This is a genomic window from Streptomyces sp. NPDC048523, from assembly GCF_043199815.1.
Classification (GTDB): Bacteria; Actinomycetota; Actinomycetes; order Streptomycetales; family Streptomycetaceae; genus Streptomyces.
The window spans coordinates 1,609,566-1,630,353 of record NZ_JBICWQ010000001.1; the positions used below are offsets into that span (position 1 = coordinate 1,609,566).

17 protein-coding genes are annotated in these 20,788 nt (G+C 70.0%); 15 read left to right on the plus strand and 2 right to left on the minus strand.

The genetic code is table 11. The annotated features are described in order from the left end of the window. Positions 1 to 23: 23 nt before the first annotated feature. Positions 24 to 467 (minus strand): SRPBCC family protein, encoded by a 444-nt coding sequence (locus ACGFWE_RS07340; RefSeq protein WP_352381363.1) that lies wholly within the window; start codon positions 465 to 467, stop codon positions 24 to 26. Positions 468 to 611: 144 nt separating this feature from the next. Here ACGFWE_RS07340 and ACGFWE_RS07345 point away from each other — a divergent pair, with 144 nt between their 5' ends. The 4 genes from ACGFWE_RS07345 to ACGFWE_RS07360 all read left to right on the plus strand — a co-directional run bounded on the left by ACGFWE_RS07345 (position 612) and on the right by ACGFWE_RS07360 (position 4,384). After that, complete coding sequence (locus tag ACGFWE_RS07345; RefSeq protein WP_352381365.1) at positions 612 to 1,649, plus strand: Rv2578c family radical SAM protein; 1,038 nt, start codon at positions 612 to 614, stop codon at positions 1,647 to 1,649. A gap of 136 nt (positions 1,650 to 1,785) precedes the next feature. Next, positions 1,786 to 3,357, plus strand: coding sequence for an alpha/beta hydrolase (locus tag ACGFWE_RS07350; protein ID WP_393598521.1), 1,572 nt, complete (start codon positions 1,786 to 1,788; stop codon positions 3,355 to 3,357). Between the two features lie 57 nt (positions 3,358 to 3,414). After that, complete coding sequence (locus ACGFWE_RS07355) at positions 3,415 to 3,813, plus strand: RidA family protein (protein WP_393598523.1); 399 nt, start codon at positions 3,415 to 3,417, stop codon at positions 3,811 to 3,813. A gap of 40 nt (positions 3,814 to 3,853) precedes the next feature. Next, complete coding sequence (locus ACGFWE_RS07360) at positions 3,854 to 4,384, plus strand: GNAT family N-acetyltransferase (RefSeq protein ID WP_393598525.1); 531 nt, start codon at positions 3,854 to 3,856, stop codon at positions 4,382 to 4,384. 115 nt (positions 4,385 to 4,499) lie between these two features. Here the strand turns inward: ACGFWE_RS07360 and ACGFWE_RS07365 are convergent, their stop codons facing one another. After that, complete coding sequence (locus ACGFWE_RS07365; protein WP_352381372.1) at positions 4,500 to 5,075, minus strand: adenylosuccinate lyase; 576 nt, start codon at positions 5,073 to 5,075, stop codon at positions 4,500 to 4,502. Between the two features lie 378 nt (positions 5,076 to 5,453). Here ACGFWE_RS07365 and ACGFWE_RS07370 point away from each other — a divergent pair, with 378 nt between their 5' ends. From ACGFWE_RS07370 to ACGFWE_RS07420, 11 genes are all read left to right on the plus strand, one after another. Beyond that, on the plus strand, positions 5,454 to 7,259 hold the full coding sequence (locus tag ACGFWE_RS07370; RefSeq protein WP_352381374.1) for a 3-hydroxybutyryl-CoA dehydrogenase: 1,806 nt from the start codon (positions 5,454 to 5,456) through the stop codon (positions 7,257 to 7,259). Between the two features lie 142 nt (positions 7,260 to 7,401). After that, on the plus strand, positions 7,402 to 8,235 hold the full coding sequence (locus tag ACGFWE_RS07375) for a TetR family transcriptional regulator (RefSeq protein WP_352382513.1): 834 nt from the start codon (positions 7,402 to 7,404) through the stop codon (positions 8,233 to 8,235). 313 nt (positions 8,236 to 8,548) lie between these two features. Continuing rightward, complete coding sequence (locus ACGFWE_RS07380; protein ID WP_393598528.1) at positions 8,549 to 9,826, plus strand: nucleotide sugar dehydrogenase; 1,278 nt, start codon at positions 8,549 to 8,551, stop codon at positions 9,824 to 9,826. Then, the gene (locus tag ACGFWE_RS07385; protein WP_352381378.1) at positions 9,823 to 11,319 is read left to right on the plus strand and encodes a glycosyltransferase; all 1,497 of its coding nucleotides are present in this window, start codon (positions 9,823 to 9,825) and stop codon (positions 11,317 to 11,319) included. Before ACGFWE_RS07380 ends, ACGFWE_RS07385 begins: the two co-directional genes overlap by 4 nt. Before the next feature lie 100 nt (positions 11,320 to 11,419). Then, positions 11,420 to 13,483 (plus strand): polysaccharide deacetylase family protein, encoded by a 2,064-nt coding sequence (locus ACGFWE_RS07390; RefSeq protein ID WP_393598530.1) that lies wholly within the window; start codon positions 11,420 to 11,422, stop codon positions 13,481 to 13,483. Then, a complete protein-coding gene (locus tag ACGFWE_RS07395) occupies positions 13,480 to 14,280 on the plus strand; it encodes a hypothetical protein (protein ID WP_393598532.1) in 801 nt (266 codons plus the stop codon). Before ACGFWE_RS07390 ends, ACGFWE_RS07395 begins: the two co-directional genes overlap by 4 nt. Positions 14,281 to 14,615: 335 nt before the next feature. Next, positions 14,616 to 15,959 carry a crotonyl-CoA carboxylase/reductase gene (gene ccrA / locus ACGFWE_RS07400; protein ID WP_352381386.1) on the plus strand — a complete coding sequence of 448 codons (1,344 nt, stop codon included), beginning with the start codon at positions 14,616 to 14,618 and terminating at the stop codon, positions 15,957 to 15,959. Positions 15,960 to 15,975: 16 nt separating this feature from the next. Further along, positions 15,976 to 18,003 carry a protein meaA gene (locus tag ACGFWE_RS07405; protein WP_393598534.1) on the plus strand — a complete coding sequence of 676 codons (2,028 nt, stop codon included), beginning with the start codon at positions 15,976 to 15,978 and terminating at the stop codon, positions 18,001 to 18,003. Beyond that, on the plus strand, positions 18,000 to 18,962 hold the full coding sequence (locus tag ACGFWE_RS07410) for a CoA ester lyase (protein WP_352381390.1): 963 nt from the start codon (positions 18,000 to 18,002) through the stop codon (positions 18,960 to 18,962). Before ACGFWE_RS07405 ends, ACGFWE_RS07410 begins: the two co-directional genes overlap by 4 nt. Before the next feature lie 5 nt (positions 18,963 to 18,967). Then, on the plus strand, positions 18,968 to 19,474 hold the full coding sequence (locus ACGFWE_RS07415) for a MaoC family dehydratase (RefSeq protein ID WP_007385824.1): 507 nt from the start codon (positions 18,968 to 18,970) through the stop codon (positions 19,472 to 19,474). Between the two features lie 4 nt (positions 19,475 to 19,478). Beyond that, positions 19,479 to 20,693 (plus strand): acyl-CoA dehydrogenase family protein, encoded by a 1,215-nt coding sequence (locus tag ACGFWE_RS07420; protein ID WP_352381393.1) that lies wholly within the window; start codon positions 19,479 to 19,481, stop codon positions 20,691 to 20,693. Positions 20,694 to 20,788: the final 95 nt, after the last annotated feature.

Below are 20,788 nucleotides of genomic sequence, written 5' to 3' on the forward strand. Positions count from 1 at the left end.
AACATCCGCCGAGTGCTGGGGACTTACTTCTCGACCTCGGCGGCGAGCCGGTCGAGCAGGGAGTCGTAGATCCGGCCGAGGCCCTTGGGGGCGAAGGTCTTCTCGAAGAAGCCGCCGATGCCGCCGGCGCCCTGCCAGGTGGTGGTCACCACGACCCGGGACTTGCCCTCACCGGCCGGGGTGACCCGCCAGGTGGTGACCATGGAGGAGTTGCGGTCCTTCTCGACGAGCTCGCCGTCGGTGGGCTCGGTGACCTCCAGGAGGCAGTCACGGATCCGCTTGCTGGTGGCCTGGAGCTTCCAGTGGACGAGGGTGCCCTCGCCGTCGCCGCCCTCGCGCACCTCGTACTCGCTGAACTGCTCGGGGAGCACCCTCCCGCGCGTGCCGCTGTAGTCGGCGACGGCGTCGAACACCTTCTCCGCGTCCGCCGCGACGATCCGCTCCGTAGTGGCCTCGACCTGCGCCATCGACTTCCTCCAGGACTTCGGGTTCTCGGGTGTTCTCGGGCTGGGAGCAAGCCAACCACCCCCGCCCACGGGCGCCCAAATCGGGGTTGCGCAGAAAATCGAACAAGTGTTTCACTCGAAGGGCAGTGCTACCGAGGAGGCCTCATGCGCTGGGAGAACCTCACCGAGTCCGCGGAACACGGACGGGCCGACGCCGCTCTCTTCGGCGCCGACGCGGTGGTCAGCCGTACCTTCGACACACCCGAGTTCGCCGGGATCACGTTCCACGAGATCCGGGCCCGCTCGATCATCAACCGGGTGCCCGGCGCCTCCCGCATGCCCTTCGAGTGGACGGTGAACCCCTACCGCGGCTGCTCCCACGCGTGCGTGTACTGCTTCGCCCGCAAGACCCACAGCTATCTCGACCTGGACACCGGTCTCGGCTTCGACTCGCAGATCGTGGTCAAGGTGAACGCCCCGGAGCTGCTGCGCCGCCAGCTGGGCTCGCGCCGCTGGACCGGCGACCACATAGCGATGGGCACCAACGTCGACTGCTACCAGCGCGCGGAGGGCCGCTACCGGCTGATGCCGGGCATCCTCGCCGCCCTGCGCGACCGGGCGAACCCCTTCTCGATCCTGACGAAGGGCACGCTGATCCTGCGCGACCTCGACCTGCTCCAGCAGGCCGCCGCGGTGACGGACATCGGCATCTCGGTCTCGGTCGGCTTCACCGACCCGGAACTGTGGCGCACGGTCGAGCCGGGTACGCCCGCCCCGGAGCGGCGCCTGGACGTCGTACGGACACTGGGCGAGCACGGCATCGGGTGCGGGGTGCTGATGGCGCCGGTGATCCCGTTCCTGAGCGACAGCCCCGCGCAACTGCGGGCCACCGTGCGCGCGATCGCCGCCGCGGGCGCCACGTCGGTCACCCCGCTGGTGCTGCATCTGCGGCCGGGCGCCCGCGAGTGGTTCATGGCCTGGCTGAACCGGGAGCACCCGTATCTGGTACGCCGTTACGAGCGGCTCTACGCGGACGGCTCCTACGCCCCGAAGTGGTACCAGCGCCGGATCACCCGTCAGGTCCATGAGCTGGCCGAGGAGTACGGCATCGGTCCCGCGGGCGCGGGGATGCCCCGGCGGATCCGGGAGCCGGAGCCCGAGGTCGAGCCGGTGTCCGAACCTGTCCAACTCACGTTGATCTGATAGCGTTCGAGCGCATCGGACTGACCAATCGGGTCAACTATTGACAGAACAGGTTCTTCCGGGCGGACTTTCCGGGACGATGCGGCGTGGACCGTGACCTTCGCGGTCCAGAAACCCTCCGTCCTGGGAGGACTGCATGAGAAAACGCGCAGCCGTGCTGTGCGGCGTGACCGCCGTACTGGCCGGGACACTCACGGCCCTTCCGGCCGAGGCGAGCCCGTCCGTGAGCACCCCATCACCGGCGAAGGTCGCTTGGAAGAAGTGCGGCACCGCCGACTACCCAACGCTCCAGTGCGCCTCCCTCAAGGTGCCGCTCGATCACGCCAACCCGCGCGGGCGGCAGATCACCCTGGCACTGTCCCGCGTCCCGCACACCGCGAAGAAGTACCAGGGCCCGCTGCTGGTCAACCCCGGCGGCCCCGGCGGCAGCGGTCTGACCTTCGCCGGGTTCATCGCCTCCGGCCTGCCCAAGGCGGTCGCGGCCCAGTACGACGTCATCGGCTTCGATCCGCGCGGGGTGGGCAAGAGCAAGCCCGCCCTCGACTGCAAGCCGGGCCACTTCAACCCGGTGCGCCCGAACTCCGTGCCGAGCACCCCCGCGATCGAGCGGGCCAACCTCAAGCGCGCCAAGTCCTTCGCCGCCGCCTGCGGCCACAAGTACGCGAGCGTGCTGCCGTACATCGACACCGTCAGTGCCGTGCGGGACATGGACTGCATCCGCCGGGCCCTCGGCGCCAGGAGGATCAACTACTTCGGCTACTCGTACGGCACCTATCTGGGCGCGGTCTACGCGAAGCTCTTCCCGCACCAGGTGCGCCGCCTGGTCCTGGACTCGATCGTGGACCCGACCGGCGTCTGGTACGACGACAACCTCGCCCAGGATTACGCCTTCAACGACCGGCACCGGGCGCTGATGGCCTGGATCGCCAAGTACGACGCCAAGTACAGGCTCGGCACCGATCCGGAGAGGATCGAGGCCAAGTGGTACGCGATGCGGGCGGCGCTCGCCAAGAAGCCGGCGGGCGGCAAGGTCGGTGCCTCCGAGCTGGAGGACACCTTCATCCCCGGCGGCTACTACAACGGCTACTGGCCCTACCTGGCCGAGGCGTTCGCCGCGTACGTGAACGACAAGAAGGCCGACCCGCTGGTCGAGGCGTACGAGAACTTCGCCGCCGTCGACGCCTCCGGGGACAACGGCTACAGCATCTACACCTCGGTGCAGTGCCGTGACGCCTCCTGGCCGCGCGACTGGCGCCAGTGGCAGAAGGACAACTGGGCCGTGTACGAAAAGGCGCCGTTCATGGCCTGGAACAACGCCTGGTACAACGCGCCGTGTGCGTTCTGGCCCACGAAGTCGCTGAGCCCGGTGAACATCGCCAACGGCAAGCTGCCGCCGGCGCTGCTCTTCCAGGCGACGAACGACGCGGCCACCCCGTACGAGGGCGGTGCGACGGTCCACCGTCTGCTGGCCGACTCCAGCCTGGTCGTCGAGGAGGGCGGCGGCAACCACGGCATCACACTGAGCGGGAGCAAGTGCCTGGACACGTACCTGGCCGCGTATCTGACCGATGGCAAGGTGCCGCGTGGCGGCGGCGAGGCCGACGCGGTCTGCCAGGCGCTGCCCGATCCGAAGCCGCTGACCGCCAAGGCGGCGTCGACGTCCTCGCGCGGCGCGGCGCTGCACAGGCTGCTCGGCTCACGCGGCTGAGCGCCTGACGCTCCGTCGGGGACGGGCGTTGTCAGTGCCGTGGTCCACCATGGACGCATGAGTGAGCTGACCAGGATTCCCGCCCCCGACGGCGTCGCCCCCGCGGCCCAGTACTCCCACGTGGTGCTGGGCCGCGGCCGTTTCGTCGCGGTCTCGGGCCAGGTCGCCCTCGACGAGGACGGCAAGCTCGTCGGGGACGGCGACGCCGCGGCCCAGGCCCGCCAGGTCTTCGAGAACCTCCGCCGCTGCCTGGCCGCCGTCGGAGCGACCTTCGACGACGTCGTCAAACTCACCTGCTTCGTCACGGACATGGCCCATATGCCGGCGATCCGCGCGGCCCGTGCCGAGCACATACCCGACGACCGGCTGCCGGCGGCCTCGGCCGTGCGGGTGGCCGGGCTGGTGCGGCCGGAGTTCCTGATGGAGATCGAGGCGTTCGCAGTGCTCGGCGAATAACGGGAGGCCGGCGCCGGCTGAAGTTGCCTAGGGTGCCGCCATGGACGACGACCGACTCCTCATCCGCCCGATGACCCTCGCCGACTGCGACCGCGTGGCCGAGATCCGTGTCCGCGGCTGGCAGAGCGCTTACCAGGGCCTGATCCCGCAGTCGTACCTCGACGCGATGAGCGTGGCGCGGGACGCCGAGCGGCACCGCGCCCGCTTCGGGCAGGGGGACGGCAGCGTGGTGAACCTCGTGGCCGAGCGGGCCGGCGAGGTCCTGGGCTGGGCCTGTCACGGCCCGTACCGGGACGGCGAAGTCCGCACCCCGGACGCCGAGTTGTACGCCGTCTACGTGAACCCTCGGCACTACGGCGCCGGAATCGGACACGCCCTGCTGCTGGAGTCCCTGCGCCACCGCGCGGCCGTGGGCCACGACCGCATGTTCCTGTGGGTACTCAAGGACAACAGTCGTGCCCGGCGCTTCTACGAGCGGGCGGGCTTCGCGGCCGACGGCACCGAGGAGCCCTTCGAGGCGGACGGCGTCCCGGTGGCGGAGGTGCGGTACGCACGGACACTCAGCGCCTGACCGCCCGGCGGTTCCGGGGCCGTCACCGCCGCACGGCACGGTGCGTGACGCGGGCGCGCTGCCGGGTACGGAGCTCACCGGCGGCGGCCGACGCGCTATCCCGCCGCCCACCGACTCACCGCTGCTTCGGAATCCGCGCCAGCGCGTGCACCGCCGCCTCCGCGAGCGCCGGATGTGCGAGGGCCTCGTTCAGTACGGGTCTGGCGCGGGCGTCGGCCAGGGTGCCGAGGCCCTCCACGCAGGCGAGCGCCACGCGACGGTAGGGGTCGTGCGGGCGCAGCCGGCGCTCCAGCGTGGTGATGAGGGCCGGGACGGACTCGGGGGCACGCAGCTCGGCCAGCAGCCGGACCGGGTGCAGGGCGTAGGCGACCCGGAGTTCGTTGGTGGCGAGGGTGGCGGCCGCGCGGGCGGTGCGCGGGTCGTCGAGCCGGCCTAGGGCGTACGCGGCGGCGGCGCAGCGCGGCGGATCGCGATGGTTGAGGAGCAGGACGAGCGCCTCGAAGGCCCGGCGGTCCCCGGCGAGGCCGAGCCGGAACGCGGCCAGCTCCCGGGCCCACAACGGCTGCCCGGGTTCGGTGAGCACTGCGGCCAGCTCGTCCAGGTCCTCGGTCGCCACCAGACGGCCGAAGGCGGCCGGCGCTCCCGACTCCTGCCGTAAGCGCTCCGTGAGCGATCGCAACTCTTCGTCCATGAACCCGAGGTTAGGCGGCCCGCCCGGGGCGCGGGACGTACATCACAAATCCGGGGGCTGGCGCGCTCGTTACCCACCGGTTAAGCTCAGACGAGCGAGTTACCCACTCGCGGAACTCCTTGCGGTGGCCTGGTGACGCAGCCGCCGCGAGAGCAGTCGGTTCGGTACCTCGAGTACCACCAGTACGACCCGGCCTGGGACAGGGCCGGTCGGTTCCACCGTTCTCCGGGCTCGTGCAGGGCCTGCGACGACGGTCCGGGCGTGTGCGCTCGCAGCCCGGCAACACCCGCATGCAGCAGCTCTCTTCACGCACCCGGTGCGCCTCTCGGCGTACCGGGTCGCGCTCCCAGCCGTCACCCTCATTCCTGGAGTTCCGCGATGGCCACTCCCCTGTCCGACCCCTCCCTGTCCCCGCTCAGGACGATCGCCGTCATCGGCCTCGGCACCATGGGCACCGGCATCGCCGAGGTCCTCGCCCGGGCCGGCCGCGAGGTCGTCGGCATCGACATCAGCGAGGCGCAGGCCGCCAAGGCCGTCGCCCTCCTGGAGACCGCGACCGCCCGCGCCGTGGAGCGCGGCCGGCTCACCGAGCAGGAGCGCGCCGGTGTCCTCGGCCGTATCCGCACCTCCAGCGACCTGCGGGCGGCGGCCGACGCCGACCTCGTCATCGAGGTGGCTCCGGAGTCGTACGAGATCAAGCACCAGATCTTCCGCGAGCTCGACGGGATCGTGCGCCCCGAGACGATCCTCGCGACCGGCACCAACGCCCTGTCCGTGACCCGGCTGGCCGCCGACTCGGCCCGCCCGGAGCGGGTGCTGGGGCTGCACTTCTTCAACCCTGCGCCCGCGATGAAGCTGGTCGAGGTGGTCTCCTCGGTGCTCACCGCCCCGGCGGCCGTCACCGCGGTCACCAACCTCGCCCTCGACCTCGGCAAGGAGCCCGTCGCGGTCGGCGACCGGCCCGGGTTCGTCGCCGACGGGCTGCTGTTCGGCTACCTCAACCAGGCGGCCGCGATGTACGAGGCGAAGTACGCCTCCCGCGAGGACATCGACGCGGCGATGCGGCTCGGCTGCGGTCTGCCCATGGGTCCCCTCGCCCTGCTCGACCTGATCGGCGTGGACACCGCCCGCACGGTCCTGGAGGCCATGTACGCCGAGTCCCAGGACCGGCTGCACGCCCCCGCCCCGATCCTCAAGCAGCTCAGCGAGGCGGGCCTGACCGGCCGTAAGTCGGGACGCGGCTTCTACACGTACGAGGCTCCGGGCAGCGCGACGGTCGTGCGGGACGCGCTGACACCGCTGGAGAGCTCGGCGGGGGTCGGGGGCCGTGAGGTCCGCTCCGTCGGGGTCGCGGGGTCCGGGACCATGGCGTCCGGTATCGCGGAGGTCTTCGCCAAGGCCGGGTACGAGGTCGTGCTCGCCGCCCGCAGCGAGGAGAAGGCGCAGACGGCCAAGGCCCGTATCGGCAAGTCTCTTTCGCGCTCTGTCGACAAGGGCCGGATGACCGCCGAGGCGGCGGCGCAGACCCTGGACCGGATCACCGCGGCGGGCTCGTACGAGTCCTTCGCGGACGTCGACCTGGCCGTCGAGGCCGTCGCCGAGGACCTGGAGATCAAGCAGCAGCTGTTCCAGGCGCTGGACAAGGTCTGCAAGCCGGGCGCGGTCCTGGCCACCACGACCTCCTCACTGCCCGTCGTCGCGTGCGCCCGCGCCACCTCGCGTCCGCAGGACGTGATCGGGATGCACTTCTTCAACCCGGCGCCGGCGATGAAGCTGGTCGAGGTCGTGCGCACGGTCCTGACGGCCGAGGACGTCCACGCGACGGTCCGCGAGGTCTGCGTCAGGATCAAGAAGCACGCCGTGGACTGCGGCGACCGCGCGGGCTTCATCGTCAACGCCCTGCTCTTCCCGTACCTCAACAACGCGATCAAGATGGTGCAGGAGCACTACGCGTCCCTCGACGACATCGACGCGGCGATGAAGCTGGGCGGCGGCTACCCGATGGGCCCCTTCGAACTCCTGGACGTCGTCGGCCTGGACGTCTCGCTCGCCATCGAGAAGGTCCTGCACCGCGAGTTCCGCGACCCGGGTCTGGCTCCGGCCCCGCTTCTGGAGCACCTGGTGGCCGCGGGCTGCCTCGGCCGCAAGACCGGCCGTGGCTTCCGCGAATATGCCCGCCGCTGAGCACGCCGGCGACTGGTTCACCGGCGGCGAGGACTGGGGCGGACTGCTCGATCCGGGCAGTCCTCCCCCGCCCACGGGACCCGGCGGCTCCCCGCCCGCCCCGCACGGGACAAACCCCGGACACGCGCACCAACCTGCGCACATGCAGTACGTTCGGGTCATGCCCCAGCCCGCCAAGTCGTCCCGTACACCAGCCACGCCCGATGTGCCGGAGAGTGCCGCAGGCAGCCGCGCGGCCGCCCAGCGGCTCAAGATGCGCCGAGAACTGGCCGCCGCCGCGATGGAGCTGTTCTCCACCAAGGGCTACGAGGCGACGACCGTCGACGAGATCGCGGCCGCGGCCGGTGTCGCCCGCCGCACCTTCTTCCGCCACTTCCGCTCCAAGGAAGAGGCGATCTTCCCCGACCACGACGACACCCTGGTCAGGGCGGAGGCCGTGCTCAACGCGGCCCCCGCGCACGAGCACCCGCTCGACACGGTGTGCCGCGGCATCAAGGAAGTCATGAGGATGTACGCGGCCCGGCCGGAGATCTCGGTGGCCCGCTACAAGCTGACGCGCGAGGTGCCGACGCTGCGGGAGGCGGAGATCGCCTCGGTGGCCCGCTACGAGCGGCTGTTCACGCGGTATCTGCTCGGGCACTTCGACGAGCACGCCCATGACGACGACGCCAACGACGATCCCCTGCTGGCGGAGGTCGCCGCGTCGGCCGTGGTCACCGCGCACAACCACGTGCTGCGGCGGTGGCTGCGGGCCGGCGGGCAGGGGGACGTCGAGGCGCAGCTGGACCATGCCTTCGCGATCGTGCGGAAGACCTTCGGGACGGGCATCGGGGCGGGCCGCACCACGGCCTCTGCGCAGCCGGCCGCGGCGACGCTCTCCGCCCAGGGCGAGGTCCTGGTCGCGGTCGCCCGCACCGACGCCCCGCTGGACGAGGTCATGCGCACCATCGAGCAGGCGCTCAAAGAGCATTCCTGACGCACGCGGACATCGAGGGCCGGTACCGGGAAAACCCCGGTACCGGCCCTTTTCGCGTTCGAAGAAATGTTTCTCTTCGAACTCTTCGCCAAGGATGGTCCAGCTCCTTGGCGATCTTCACCGAAAATCCCTCTCGCGGTCCGGCGGCATGGCAGGCTGTCGGACCATCGGAGAAAAACCGCGGCCTGGGGAGGCCTGCGGTATTGGCGCGGACGCCGGGAAAAGCCTCGGGGAAACAGGGGAATGAGGCTCGGCGCGCGCCCTCGCAATCCTTTGTGCCGCCTGCCCGCGGCATTCTTCAGGGGGGATTTCCTTGTCCTTTTCCACGCCACCCGTCGTCGGCATCATCGGGCTCGGCTATGTCGGGCTGCCCACGGCTCTCGCCCTGCTGGAATCGGGTCTCACCGTCATAGGCCTCGACGTGGACCCGGCCCGGCTGGACGCCATCCGCGCCCACCGCGTCGATCTGGTCCCCGACGACCACCGCCGACTGCGCGCCCACACCGGTGACGGCCCCGGTGCCGACCGGTTCGTCCTGACCACGGACCCCATGGCCCTGCGCGCTGCCGAGGCGATCCTGATCTGCGTCCCGACCCCCGTCGACGACCACCTGGTGCCCGACCTGCGGGCCCTGTCGGGTGCCTGTGCCACCGCCGCGGCCCACGCGGTCCCGGGGCAGACCCTCGTGCTGACCTCGACCAGCTATGTCGGCACCACCCGGGACCTGCTTCTCGACCCCCTGGCCGAGCGCGGACTGCGGGTGCCCGAGGACCTGAGCGTGGCCTACGCCCCGGAGCGCATCGACCCGGGCAGCACCGAACACACCCAGAGCACGACCCCGCGGGTGGTCGGAGGGGTCAGTCCCGAGTGCACCCGGCGCGCCGCCGACGTCCTGCGGCGCACCGGCGCCGAGGTGCACGAGGTGCTCTCGCCCGAGGCCGCCGAGATGACCAAGCTGCTGGAGAACACGTTCCGCGCGGTGAACATCGCCCTGGCCAACGAGTTCGCCACCATCTGCGGGGAGTTGGGCCTGGAGGCCCTGGAGGTCATCCAGGCGGCGGCCACCAAGCCGTACGGGTTCATGCCGTTCTTTCCCGGACCCGGAGTGGGCGGGCACTGCATCCCCTGCGACCCGCACTACCTGCTGTGGCAGCTGCGCGAGAAGCGGGTCGCCTCGCCGCTGATCGACACGGCGATGACCGCGATCGCCACCCGGCCGCACGCGGTGGTGCAGCGCGCCCGGGAGGTCCTCGCCGACCGGGGCGTACCGCTGCGCACGGCCCGGGTGCTGGTGGTCGGGGTGACGTACAAACCGGGGGTGGCCGATCTCCGGGAGTCACCGTCCCTGGAGATCATGAGCGCCCTCGGCGAGGCCGGCGCCGAAGTGGCGTACACGGATCCGCTCATCCCGCAGGTGTCCCTGGGCGGACGGCTGCTGCTCTCCGAGCCGGAGCCCGGCGAGCGGGACTGGGACCTGGTGCTGGTCCACGGCGTGCACCCGCGGCAGGACCTGTCGTGGATCGGGGACGACCTCCCGGTCCTGGACACCACCTACCGGCTGCAGGACTTCAAGCACCGGGCGGTGGTATGAGCGTCCAGGCCCAGCGGCCCGCCACCCCCGGCGGGCCCGAGCCCTCCCCGTTCGTGCCCGGTCAGCGCGGCGCGCCGCGTCCCGGCCGGGCCCGCCTCACCGCACTGACCGACCGCATGGACCCGGGAGTACGGCACGCCGCGCGCCGCCTGCTCGTGGTGATCGTGCTGCTCCCGCTGCTGCTGATCCTGGCCCACGAGGCGCCCCGGCTGGTCCAGGCCCCCCTGGTGCTCGGGTACGGCTTCCTGGTCCTGACGGTGACGGTCTCCATGCTGTTCATCGCCTACAGCCGCTACGACGATCCCTCCCGGCGGACGCTGCGCGGGCGCCCGCGCCACCTGGACCGGTTCCCCGAGCTTCCCGTGCGACCACGGGTGAGTTTCCTGGTGGCGGTCAAGGACGAGGAGGACGGCATCGAGGCGTGTGTGCGTTCCATGGCCGGGAGCGACTACCCGGACCTGCAGATCGTGGTGGTCGACGACGCCTCCACCGACGGCACCCGCGCGGTGCTGCGGCGCCTGTCGCGCGAACTGCCCCTGCGGGTGCTGTACCTGGAACGCAACGTCGGCAAGAAGCACGCCCTGGTTCGGGCCGCCGAGCTCGCCGACGGGGACGTCCTCGCCTTCACCGACTCCGACTGCGTACTCGCCCCCGACGCGCTTCGGCGGTGCGTGAGGGCGCTGACGGTGCACCGGGAACTGGGCGCGGTCAGCGGTCACGCCCGGGCGCTCAACGCGGACGAGAGCGTGCTGTCCAAGGCTCAGGACGTCTGGTACGAGGGTCAGTTCCGGGTCGCCAAGGCCGCGGAGGCGACCTTCGGGTCCGTCTCGTGCGTGTCCGGACCGCTCGCCGTGTTCCGCCGGGACGCCATTGTGAACTACCTCCCCGCCTGGGCCGGCGACCGTTTCCTCGGCGGTGAATTCCGTTTCGCCACCGACCGGCAGCTGACCGGATACGTCCTGGGCCAGAAATGGAAGGGGCGCAAACTCAAGGCGCAGTACGCCGATTCCCCTTTCGTCACCGAGCAGAACCATCCGGAACTTCCGTGGCGTATCGGCTATGTGCAGTCCGCGAAGGTCTGGACGACCGTGCCGGCTCGATTCAGGCCTTTCATGCGGCAGCAGGTGCGCTGGAAGAAGAGCTTCATCCGCAATCTGTTCTTCACCGGCACCTTCATGTGGCGGCGCGGACTCGGTCCGGCGGTGCTCTTCTACGGGCACGTCCTGTGGGTGCTGTGTGCCCCGCTGATGGCGGTGCGCCACCTGGTTTGGGCGCCGTACCACGGGCTGTGGTTCCTGACCGGGCTGTATCTGGCGGGTGTCCTCCTCAAGGGCGTGGTGTGGGGCCTGGCCTTCAAGGCGGACAACCCCCGCTCCACGCGGTGGCGGTACCGGCCGCTGATGAGCCTGTTGTCGTCGGTGGTGCTGTCCTGGCTGCTGCCGTACTCGCTGCTGACCATCCGGCGCGGTGTCTGGTCGAGGAGGCTGTCATGAAGGCCGTACGAGCCGTCGGGCGCGCGCTGGCCGCGCTGCTGGCCACGGGCGTCGTCATCGCCCTGTATCTGCTGGTGCTGACCCGGGGGAGCTGGCAGCCGTGGACCGCCCTGTGACCGGGAGGCGGTCCCGCCTCACCGCCCGTCTGCGCCGCGGCAGCGTGCGCACCGCGCTGGCCGCCCTGACCGCACTGGTGCTCACCGTGCCCTTCGTGGTCGCCTGGCGCGTCTACGTCGAGCAGCGCAACGTCACCCGCCAGGTGAGCGTGCCGGCCGCGCGGGTCGACGCGGCGACCACCGCGCGCTGGAAGGCCGTCGGAGCCGGACTACCGGAGCGCGCGGCGCCGGTGATCCTCACCTACCACGACCTGAAGCCGCACAGCGGAAGTCGCTACATCGTGGATCCCGCCGTGTTCGAACGGCAGCTCAGTGCCCTGCAGGCCGCGGGCTACCACACCCTCACCACCGACGAGTTCGTCTCCTACCTGCTCGGCGGCCCGGTGCCGGCGCGCTCGGTGATGCTGACCTTCGACGACGGCACGCACGGCCTGTGGACCTACGGGGACCGCATTCTCGCGCGGCACCGCATGAACGCCGTCTCGTTCCTCATCACCGGCAGGGTGGGCCGGCACCGGCCCTACTACCTGTCCTGGCAGGAGATCGCCCGGATGTCCCGCTCGGGCCGCTGGGACTTCGAGGACCACACCCACGACCTGCACAGCCGCACCCGGATCGGCCCGCACGGCGAACTGGGCTCGCTGCTCGCCCACCGCAGGTACCTCGCCTCCACCGGAGGCCTGGAGAGTACGGACCACTACCGGCGCAGGGTCAGGGCGGACTTCACCAGCTCCCTGGCGGACTTCGAGCGGCACGGCCTGCCCCGGCCCAGCCTGTTCGCCTATCCGTTCTCGGAATCGGCGGATCCGCAGCAGACGTCGTACGTGCGGGACCTGATCGAGCGGACCTTCGCCGCGGCCCTGACGGACAAGACGTTCACCCCCGAACCGGCGGCCCGCAGATCGGCGGTCCACCAGGAGTACCAGCGTCTCGAGGTCTTCGCGGACACCAGCCCCGACGCCCTGCTCGCGCAGGTCGCGGCCCGGACGCCGGTGCCTCCGTCGGGCGACCCGCTGCGCTTCCCGGAGCGCTGGACGGGCATCAGCTGGAAGCCGCTCGGAAGCACCGACGTGCTCACCGGGAAGGGCTCGGTCTCCGACCGCTACGTCTACGGTGCCTACGCTCCGTACGGCGCCGCCGACTGGGACCACTACTCGGTCACCGCCGGGCTGACCGCCCTGCCCGCGCGAGGCGGCAGCGCCACGGTGTTCGCGCGGGTCGGCGGGGACGCCACGGTCGGGGTGCGTGTCTCCCACGGCACCGCCCAGGTGGTCGGCGGCCGGACACGGAACCGTGTCCTGGCCGAGCACGCGCTGACTCCCGGCCCCTCCCACGAGGTCCGGCTGACCGTGGACGGTGCCCGGACCGAGGCGGTGGTGGACGGCCGCCACCGGTTCACGGTGCCGAACAGCAGCGGGGTGCGCGGCACCGGCGGGATCGCCCTGGCTCTGTCCCGCGGGGAGACCGGGCCGTCCTGGCCCGCGTTCGCCCACGTGGAGACCGCCGCGCTGCCCGGCCCGCCCGCCGCCGCCCGGCCCTTCGACGGCCCGGCCGGCTGGTCCGACGGGGACGGCCGCCGGGCGCGGGCGGTGATCGGGGCCGGTGGCGTGCAGCCGATCGGCCCGCGCGGCTGGACCCTCGCCGCCTACCGGCCCGGCAACACCGCGCACTGGTCCGGCTACACGCTGAACACCCGGCTGACGGGGCTGTCGGAGGAGGGCCTGCACAGCTCGGTCGTGGTGCGCCGCGGCGCCCCGGACCAGCTCACGGTCCGCCTCTCCCGCGGCTGGATCACGCTCCTGTCCGGCCCCGGCGCCCATCCTCGTACCGTGCTCTCCCGCAAGCTGCCGGAAGCCGCGGAACGCGACGTCCGGGTGACGGTCGGGGCGCGGCGGACGGACGTCACGGTGGGCGCCGGGCTGGTGCACACGTCCGTGCCCGCAGCGGGCGGCACCGGCGGCATCGCCCTCGGCGTGTACCGGCGGTCACCGGTCCAGCCGTGGCCCGGGTTCGCGGACTGCGCGGTCGACGGAGGACGTACGGCGTGATCCGGCGGCTCGTGCGGCGTCGGCGGGCAGGGCTCCTGACGGGGGTCCTGCTCGCCGTGCTGCTGCTGTCGGCGTTCGCGGGCGGACTGACGCTGCGCGACGCAGGCCGGGGCGGCGCATCCTCGGAGTTCCGGCCCGAGTTTCCCGAACGGGGCCTGGTCACCAACGAGTTCGCGTACTGGCACCCCGACGCCCCCGGCGCACGCCACTCCCCCGACTGGGCCATGACCAGCGGCTCGCTGTTCGGGCTCGACGGCGCGGGCTGGTCGGGACACCCCGACGGTGAGCGTCCCGACGCGGAGTCCGTCCGGGCCACGGACTCGGCGGTCTTCCGGCTGGCCTCGCGACGCCGGGACTTCGGCGACACCCGGCTGTCCCTGCGGCTGCGTCTGACGGACCTGGTGACGACACCGCGGACCCCGGCACAGCCGTACGACGGTGTCCATCTGTGGCTGCGCTTCCACAGTGAGCAGGAGTGCTACGCGGTCAGCGTCGTCCGGCGGGACGGGCAGGTCGTGGTGAAGCGCAAGACGCCCGGCGGCCCGGCCAACGGGGGCACCTACGTGACCCTCGCCACGGCGTCCGCCGTGCTCGCGCCGGATGCCTGGACCCTCGCGGTGGCCACCGCCACCGATCTCCCGGACGGCCGGGTACGCATCACGCTGGAGCTCGCGGGCCACCAGGTGCTGGACGTGACCGACGCCTCACCTGGAGGCCTGTACCAGCCGGGCGGCGTCGGCATCCGCGGTGACAACACCGAGTTCATGTTCCGTGACTTCTCGGCACAGCCGGAATGACATAAACGGGACGAACACCCTACTCGCCGGTAGGTTTGATCGATCATCGCTCATTTGTTACGTAAAGATTTCATCTGAGAGCAATCTCTGGCACTCAGTGCCTTGCACGGTGGCACGCGGTGTCTTACGTTGAGGGGAGTCCGGGCGGCCGGCGTGCAGAGACCATACGTACGCCGGCTGTCCCAGCAAGTCATCGATTTGCCCGCCCGGACGCCTGCGTCACAGGCAACCTCCCGCGCCACAAAGCGCTGCCGAACAGCATGACCGCCGAACCGACGGCACCGACGTAACCCTCAGCGTCTCCCCTCAAGACGCCATTCGCCGGAGGCAACACCGTGACCGTGAAGGACATCCTGGACGCGATCCAGTCGCCGGACTCGACGCCGGCCGACTTCGCCGCCATGCCGCTCCCCGAGTCGTACCGCGCGATCACCGTGCACAAGGACGAGACGGAGATGTTCGCGGGTCTGGAGACCCGCGACAAGGACCCGCGCAAGTCGATCCACCTCGACGAGGTGGCCCTGCCCGAACTGGGCCCGGGCGAGGCGCTCGTCGCCGTCATGGCATCGAGTGTCAACTACAACTCGGTGTGGACCTCGATCTTCGAGCCGCTGTCGACCTTCGGGTTCCTGGAGCGCTACGGCCGCACCAACGACCTGGCCAAGCGGCACGACCTGCCGTACCACATCATCGGCTCCGACCTCGCGGGCGTCGTCCTGCGCACCGGCCCGGGCGTCAACGCCTGGAAGCCCGGTGACGAGGTCGTCGCGCACTGCCTGAGCGTGGAGCTGGAGTCCTCCGACGGCCACAACGACACCATGCTCGACCCCGAGCAGCGGATCTGGGGCTTCGAGACCAACTTCGGCGGTCTCGCCGAGATCGCGCTCGTCAAGTCCAACCAGCTGATGCCCAAGCCCGACCACCTGTCGTGGGAGGAGGCGGCCGCCCCCGGGCTGGTCAACTCCACCGCCTACCGCCAGCTGGTCTCCCGCAACGGCGCCGGGATGAAGCAGGGCGACAATGTCCTGATCTGGGGCGCGAGCGGCGGACTCGGCTCCTACGCCACGCAGTTCGCGCTGGCCGGCGGCGCCAACCCGATCTGTGTCGTGTCCTCGCCGCAGAAGGCGGAGATCTGCCGGGCGATGGGCGCCGACGCGATCATCGACCGCAACGCCGAGGGCTACAAGTTCTGGAAGGACGAGAACACCCAGGACCCCAAGGAGTGGAAGCGCTTCGGCAAGCGCATCCGCGAACTCACCGGCGGCGAGGACATCGACATCGTCTTCGAGCACCCCGGCCGCGAGACCTTCGGCGCGTCCGTGTTCGTCACCCGCAAGGGCGGCACCATCACCACCTGCGCCTCGACCTCGGGCTACATGCACGAGTACGACAACCGCTACCTGTGGATGTCCCTGAAGCGGATCATCGGCTCGCACTTCGCCAACTACCGCGAGGCCTGGGAGGCCAACCGGCTCATCGCGAAGGGGAAGATCCACCCGACCCTGTCGAAGGTGTACTCCCTGGAGGAGACCGGCCAGGCGGCCTACGACGTGCACCGCAATCTCCACCAGGGCAAGGTCGGCGTCCTGTGCCTGTCCCCCGAGGAGGGCCTGGGGGTGCGCGACGAGGAGAAGCGCGCCCAGCACATCGACGCCATCAACCGCTTCCGCAACATCTGAGACACCCGGGGTCAAGATGACTGAGCGTCAGAAGGACCGGCCGTGGCTCATGCGCACGTACGCCGGTCACTCCACGGCCGAGGCGTCCAACGAGCTGTACCGGCGCAACCTCGCCAAGGGCCAGACCGGTCTGTCGGTGGCGTTCGACCTGCCGACGCAGACCGGCTACGACTCCGACCACGTCCTCGCCCGCGGCGAGGTCGGCCGGGTCGGCGTGCCGATCGCGCACCTCGGTGACATGCGCCGGCTGTTCCAGGACATCCCCCTGGAGCAGATGAACACCTCGATGACGATCAACGCCACCGCCATGTGGCTTCTGGCGCTCTACCAGGTCGTCGCCGAGGAGCAGGGCGCCGACATCACCCAGCTCCAGGGCACGACCCAGAACGACATCGTCAAGGAGTACCTGTCCCGGGGGACGCACGTCTTCCCGCCGGGGCCGAGCCTGCGCCTGACGACCGACATGATCGCGTACACGGTCTCCCACATCCCGAAGTGGAACCCGATCAACATCTGCAGCTACCACCTGCAGGAGGCGGGCGCCACGCCGGTCCAGGAGATCGCGTACGCGATGTCGACGGCGATCGCGGTCCTGGACGCCGTCCGGGACTCCGGCCAGGTGCCGCAGGAGCGCATGGGCGATGTCGTCGGCCGGATCTCCTTCTTCGTGAACGCGGGCGTCCGGTTCATCGAGGAGATGTGCAAGATGCGCGCCTTCGGCCGCATCTGGGACAAGGTCACCCGTGAGCGGTACGGCATCGAGAACCCCAAGCACCGCCGCTTCCGGTACGGCGTCCAGGTCAACTCGCTCGGACTGACCGAGGCGCAGCCGGAGAACAACGTCCAGCGGATCGTCCTCGAGATGCTGGCCGTGACCCTCTCGAAGGACGCACGCGCGCGTGCCGTCCAGTTGCCGGCCTGGAACGAGGCCCTGGGGCTCCCCCGGCCCTGGGACCAGCAGTGGTCGCTGCGGATGCAGCAGGTGCTGGCCTACGAGAGCGACCTGCTGGAGTACGAGGACATCTTCGAGGGCTCGCACGTCGTCGAGGCGAAGGTGAGCACGCTGGTCGAGGAGTCCCTCGCCGAGATCGACCGGATCCAGGAGATGGGCGGCGCGATGGCCGCCGTCGAGTCGGGCTACCTCAAGTCGCAGCTCGTCTCCTCGCACGCCGAGCGCCGGGCCCGCATCGAGGCCGGGCAGGAGAAGATCATCGGCGTCAACATCTTCGAGACGACCGAGCCGAACCCGCTGACCGCCGACCTGGACACCGCCATCCAGACGGTGGACCCGGCCGTCGAGGCCCGGGTCATCGCCGGACTCCAGCACTGGCGCGACACCCGCTACCAGCCGCCCTTCAACCACCCGCGCCCCTGCAAGGCGCTGGAGAGGCTGAAGGAGGCCGCCAAGGGCACCGACAACCTCATGGAAGCCACCGTGGAGTGCGCCCGCGCGGGTGTCACGACCGGGGAGTGGGCCGGGGCCCTGCGGGAGGTGTTCGGCGAGTTCCGGGCGCCCACGGGCGTCTCCTCGGCGCCGGTCGCGGTTCCGGCGGAGGCGGGTTCGCCCATGGCCGACGTCCGCCGCCGGGTCGAGGTGACCGCCAAGGACCTCGGCGTCGGCAAGCTGCGCTTCCTGGTCGGCAAGCCGGGCCTGGACGGTCACTCCAACGGGGCCGAGCAGATAGCCGTACGCGCGCGTGACGCGGGCTTCGAGGTGGTCTACCAGGGCATCCGGCTGACCCCCGAGCAGATCGTGGACGCGGCTCTCGCCGAGGACGTGCACGCGGTCGGACTGTCGATCCTGTCCGGCTCGCACGCCCAGCTGGTGCCGGACGTGCTCGAGAGGCTCCATGTGGCAGGCGCCACAGAGGTACCTGTCATCGCCGGTGGGATCATCCCCAATGGAGACGCCGAGCAATTGCGGGCAGCCGGAGTGGCCGCTGTCTTCACCCCGAAGGACTTCGACATCACCGGCATCATCGGCCGCATCGTCGACGAGATCCGGAAAGCGAACAAGCTCGACCCCCTGGAGGTCCCCGCATGACGACCGTCAACCGCCTTCGCCCGCGGCGCTCCTGCCTGGCCGTACCCGGCAGCAATCCCCGCTTCCTGGAGAAGGCGCAGGGCCTCCCGGCGGACCAGGTCTTCCTCGACCTGGAGGACGCGTGCGCCCCGCTCGCCAAGCCCGAGGCGCGGCACACCATCGTCAAGTTCCTCAACGAGGGCGACTGGACCGGCAAGACGAGGGTCGTGCGGGTCAACGACTGGACGACGGAGTGGACGTACCGCGATGTCGTCACGGTCGTCGAGGGGGCCGGCCAGAACCTCGACTGCATCATGCTGCCGAAGGTGCAGAGCGCCGAGCAGATCGTGGCGCTCGACCTCCTGCTGACCCAGATCGAGAAGACGATGGGCTTCGAGGTCGGCAAGATCGGCATCGAGGCGCAGATCGAGAACGCGCAGGGCCTCAACAACGTCAACGAGATCGCCACCGCGTCCCAGCGCGTCGAGACGATCATCTTCGGCCCGGCCGACTTCATGGCGTCGATCAACATGAAGTCGCTGGTCGTGGGCGAGCAGCCGCCCGGCTACCCGGCGGACGCCTACCACTACATCCTGATGAAGATCCTGATGGCGGCCCGCGCCAACAACCTCCAGGCGATCGACGGCCCCTACCTGCAGATCCGCAACATCGACGGCTACCGCGAGGTCGCCCAGCGTGCCGCGGCCCTCGGCTTCGACGGCAAGTGGGTGCTGCACCCGGGCCAGGTCGAGGCGTCCAACGAGATCTTCTCGCCCTCCCAGGAGGACTACGACCACGCCGAGCTGATCCTGGACGCGTACGACTACTACACCTCCGAGGCGGGCGGCAAGAAGGGCTCGGCGATGCTCGGCGACGAGATGATCGACGAGGCCAGCCGCAAGATGGCGCTGGTGATCTCCGGCAAGGGCCGTGCGGCCGGCATGCAGCGCACGTCGAAGTTCGAGATCCCGGAGGCCTGAGCGCGATGCAGTTCGGACGCACCTACGAGGAGTTCGAGGTCGGGGCGGTCTACAAGCACTGGCCCGGGAAGACGGTCACGGAGTACGACGACCATCTCTTCTGTCTCCTGACCATGAACCACCACCCGCTCCACATGGACGTCAACTACGCCGAGAAGACGACGGACTTCGGCAAGAACGTCGTGGTCGGGAACTACATCTACTCCCTGCTGCTCGGCATGTCCGTACCGGACGTCTCCGGCAAGGCGATCGCCAACCTGGAGATCGAGTCGCTCAAGCACGTGGCGCCGACCTTCCACGGGGACACCATCTACGGCCAGACGACCGTGCTCGACAAGTGGCCCTCCAAGTCGAAGAACGACCGCGGGATCGTGTACGTCGAGACCAAGGGCTACAAGCAGGACGGCACGCTGGTCTGCGTGTTCCGCCGCAAGGTCATGGTGCCCACCGAGACCTACATCAAGGAGCGCGGCGGCGAACAGCCCGGCCGCCCGGAACTTCAGGAGGGCTGAGCCCATGGCACGCCTCGCCCAGACCCACGGCCTCACGGACATCCAGCAGGAGATCCTGTCCACCGTCCGGGACTTCGTGGACAAGGAGATCATCCCGGTCGCGACCGAGCTGGAGCACCGCGACGAGTACCCGCAGCAGATCGTCGACGGGCTCAAGGAGTTGGGCCTGTTCGGCCTGATGATCCCCGAGGAGTACGGCGGTCTGGGCGAGTCCCTCCTGACGTACGCGCTGTGCGTGGAGGAGATCGCCCGCGGCTGGATGTCGGTGTCCGGCATCATCAACACCCACTTCATCGTGGCGTACATGCTCAAGCAGCACGGCACGCAGGAGCAGAAGGACCACTTCCTGCCGCGGATGGCGGCCGGCGACGTGCGGGGCGCCTTCTCGATGTCCGAGCCGGGCCTCGGTTCCGACGTGTCCGCCATCACCTCCAAGGCGGTCAGGGACGGCGACGAATACGTCCTGAACGGCCAGAAGATGTGGCTCACGAATGGCGGAACGTCAACTCTGGTCGCCGTTCTCGTCCGAAGTGACGAAGGACACTCCCCCGAAGAGGCGGCCGCCAAACCGCACAAGTCAATGACGACCTTCCTGATCGAGAAGGAACCCGGCTTCGGAGAGGTCCGCCCCGGCCTCACCATCCCCGGGAAGATCGACAAGATGGGCTACAAGGGCGTCGACACCACCGAGATGATCATGGATGGCCTGCGGCTTCCGGCCGATCGGGTGCTCGGCGGGACCACCGGCCGAGGTTTTTACCAAATGATGGACGGCGTCGAGGTGGGCCGCGTGAATGTGGCGGCGCGTGGCTGCGGCGTCGCTCAGCGTGCCTTCGAGCTGGGCGTCTCGTACGCCCAGCAGCGTCACACTTTCGGCAAGCCGATCGCTCAGCACCAGGCGATTCAGTTCAAGCTGGCCGAGATGGCTACCAAGGTCGAGGCCGCGCATGCGATGATGGTCAACGCGGCACGCAAAAAGGACTCCGGGGAGCGAAACGACCTTGAGGCAGGGATGGCGAAGTACCTCGCCTCCGAATACTGCAAGGAGGTCGTCGAAGACGCCTTCCGGATCCACGGCGGCTACGGCTTCTCCAAGGAGTACGAGATCGAGCGCCTCTACCGTGAGGCTCCGATGCTGCTGATCGGTGAAGGTACCGCCGAGATCCAGAAAATGATCATCGGTCGCAGGCTGCTCGAAGAGTATCGGTTCCAGGGCTAGATGTCCGGATACGGGGTGTTTTCTTGGAGAAGAAGATCACACCCCGTCAGGACGGTTCAGCCGCCGACTCGGCTTCCTGGCTTGCCCAGTTGTGG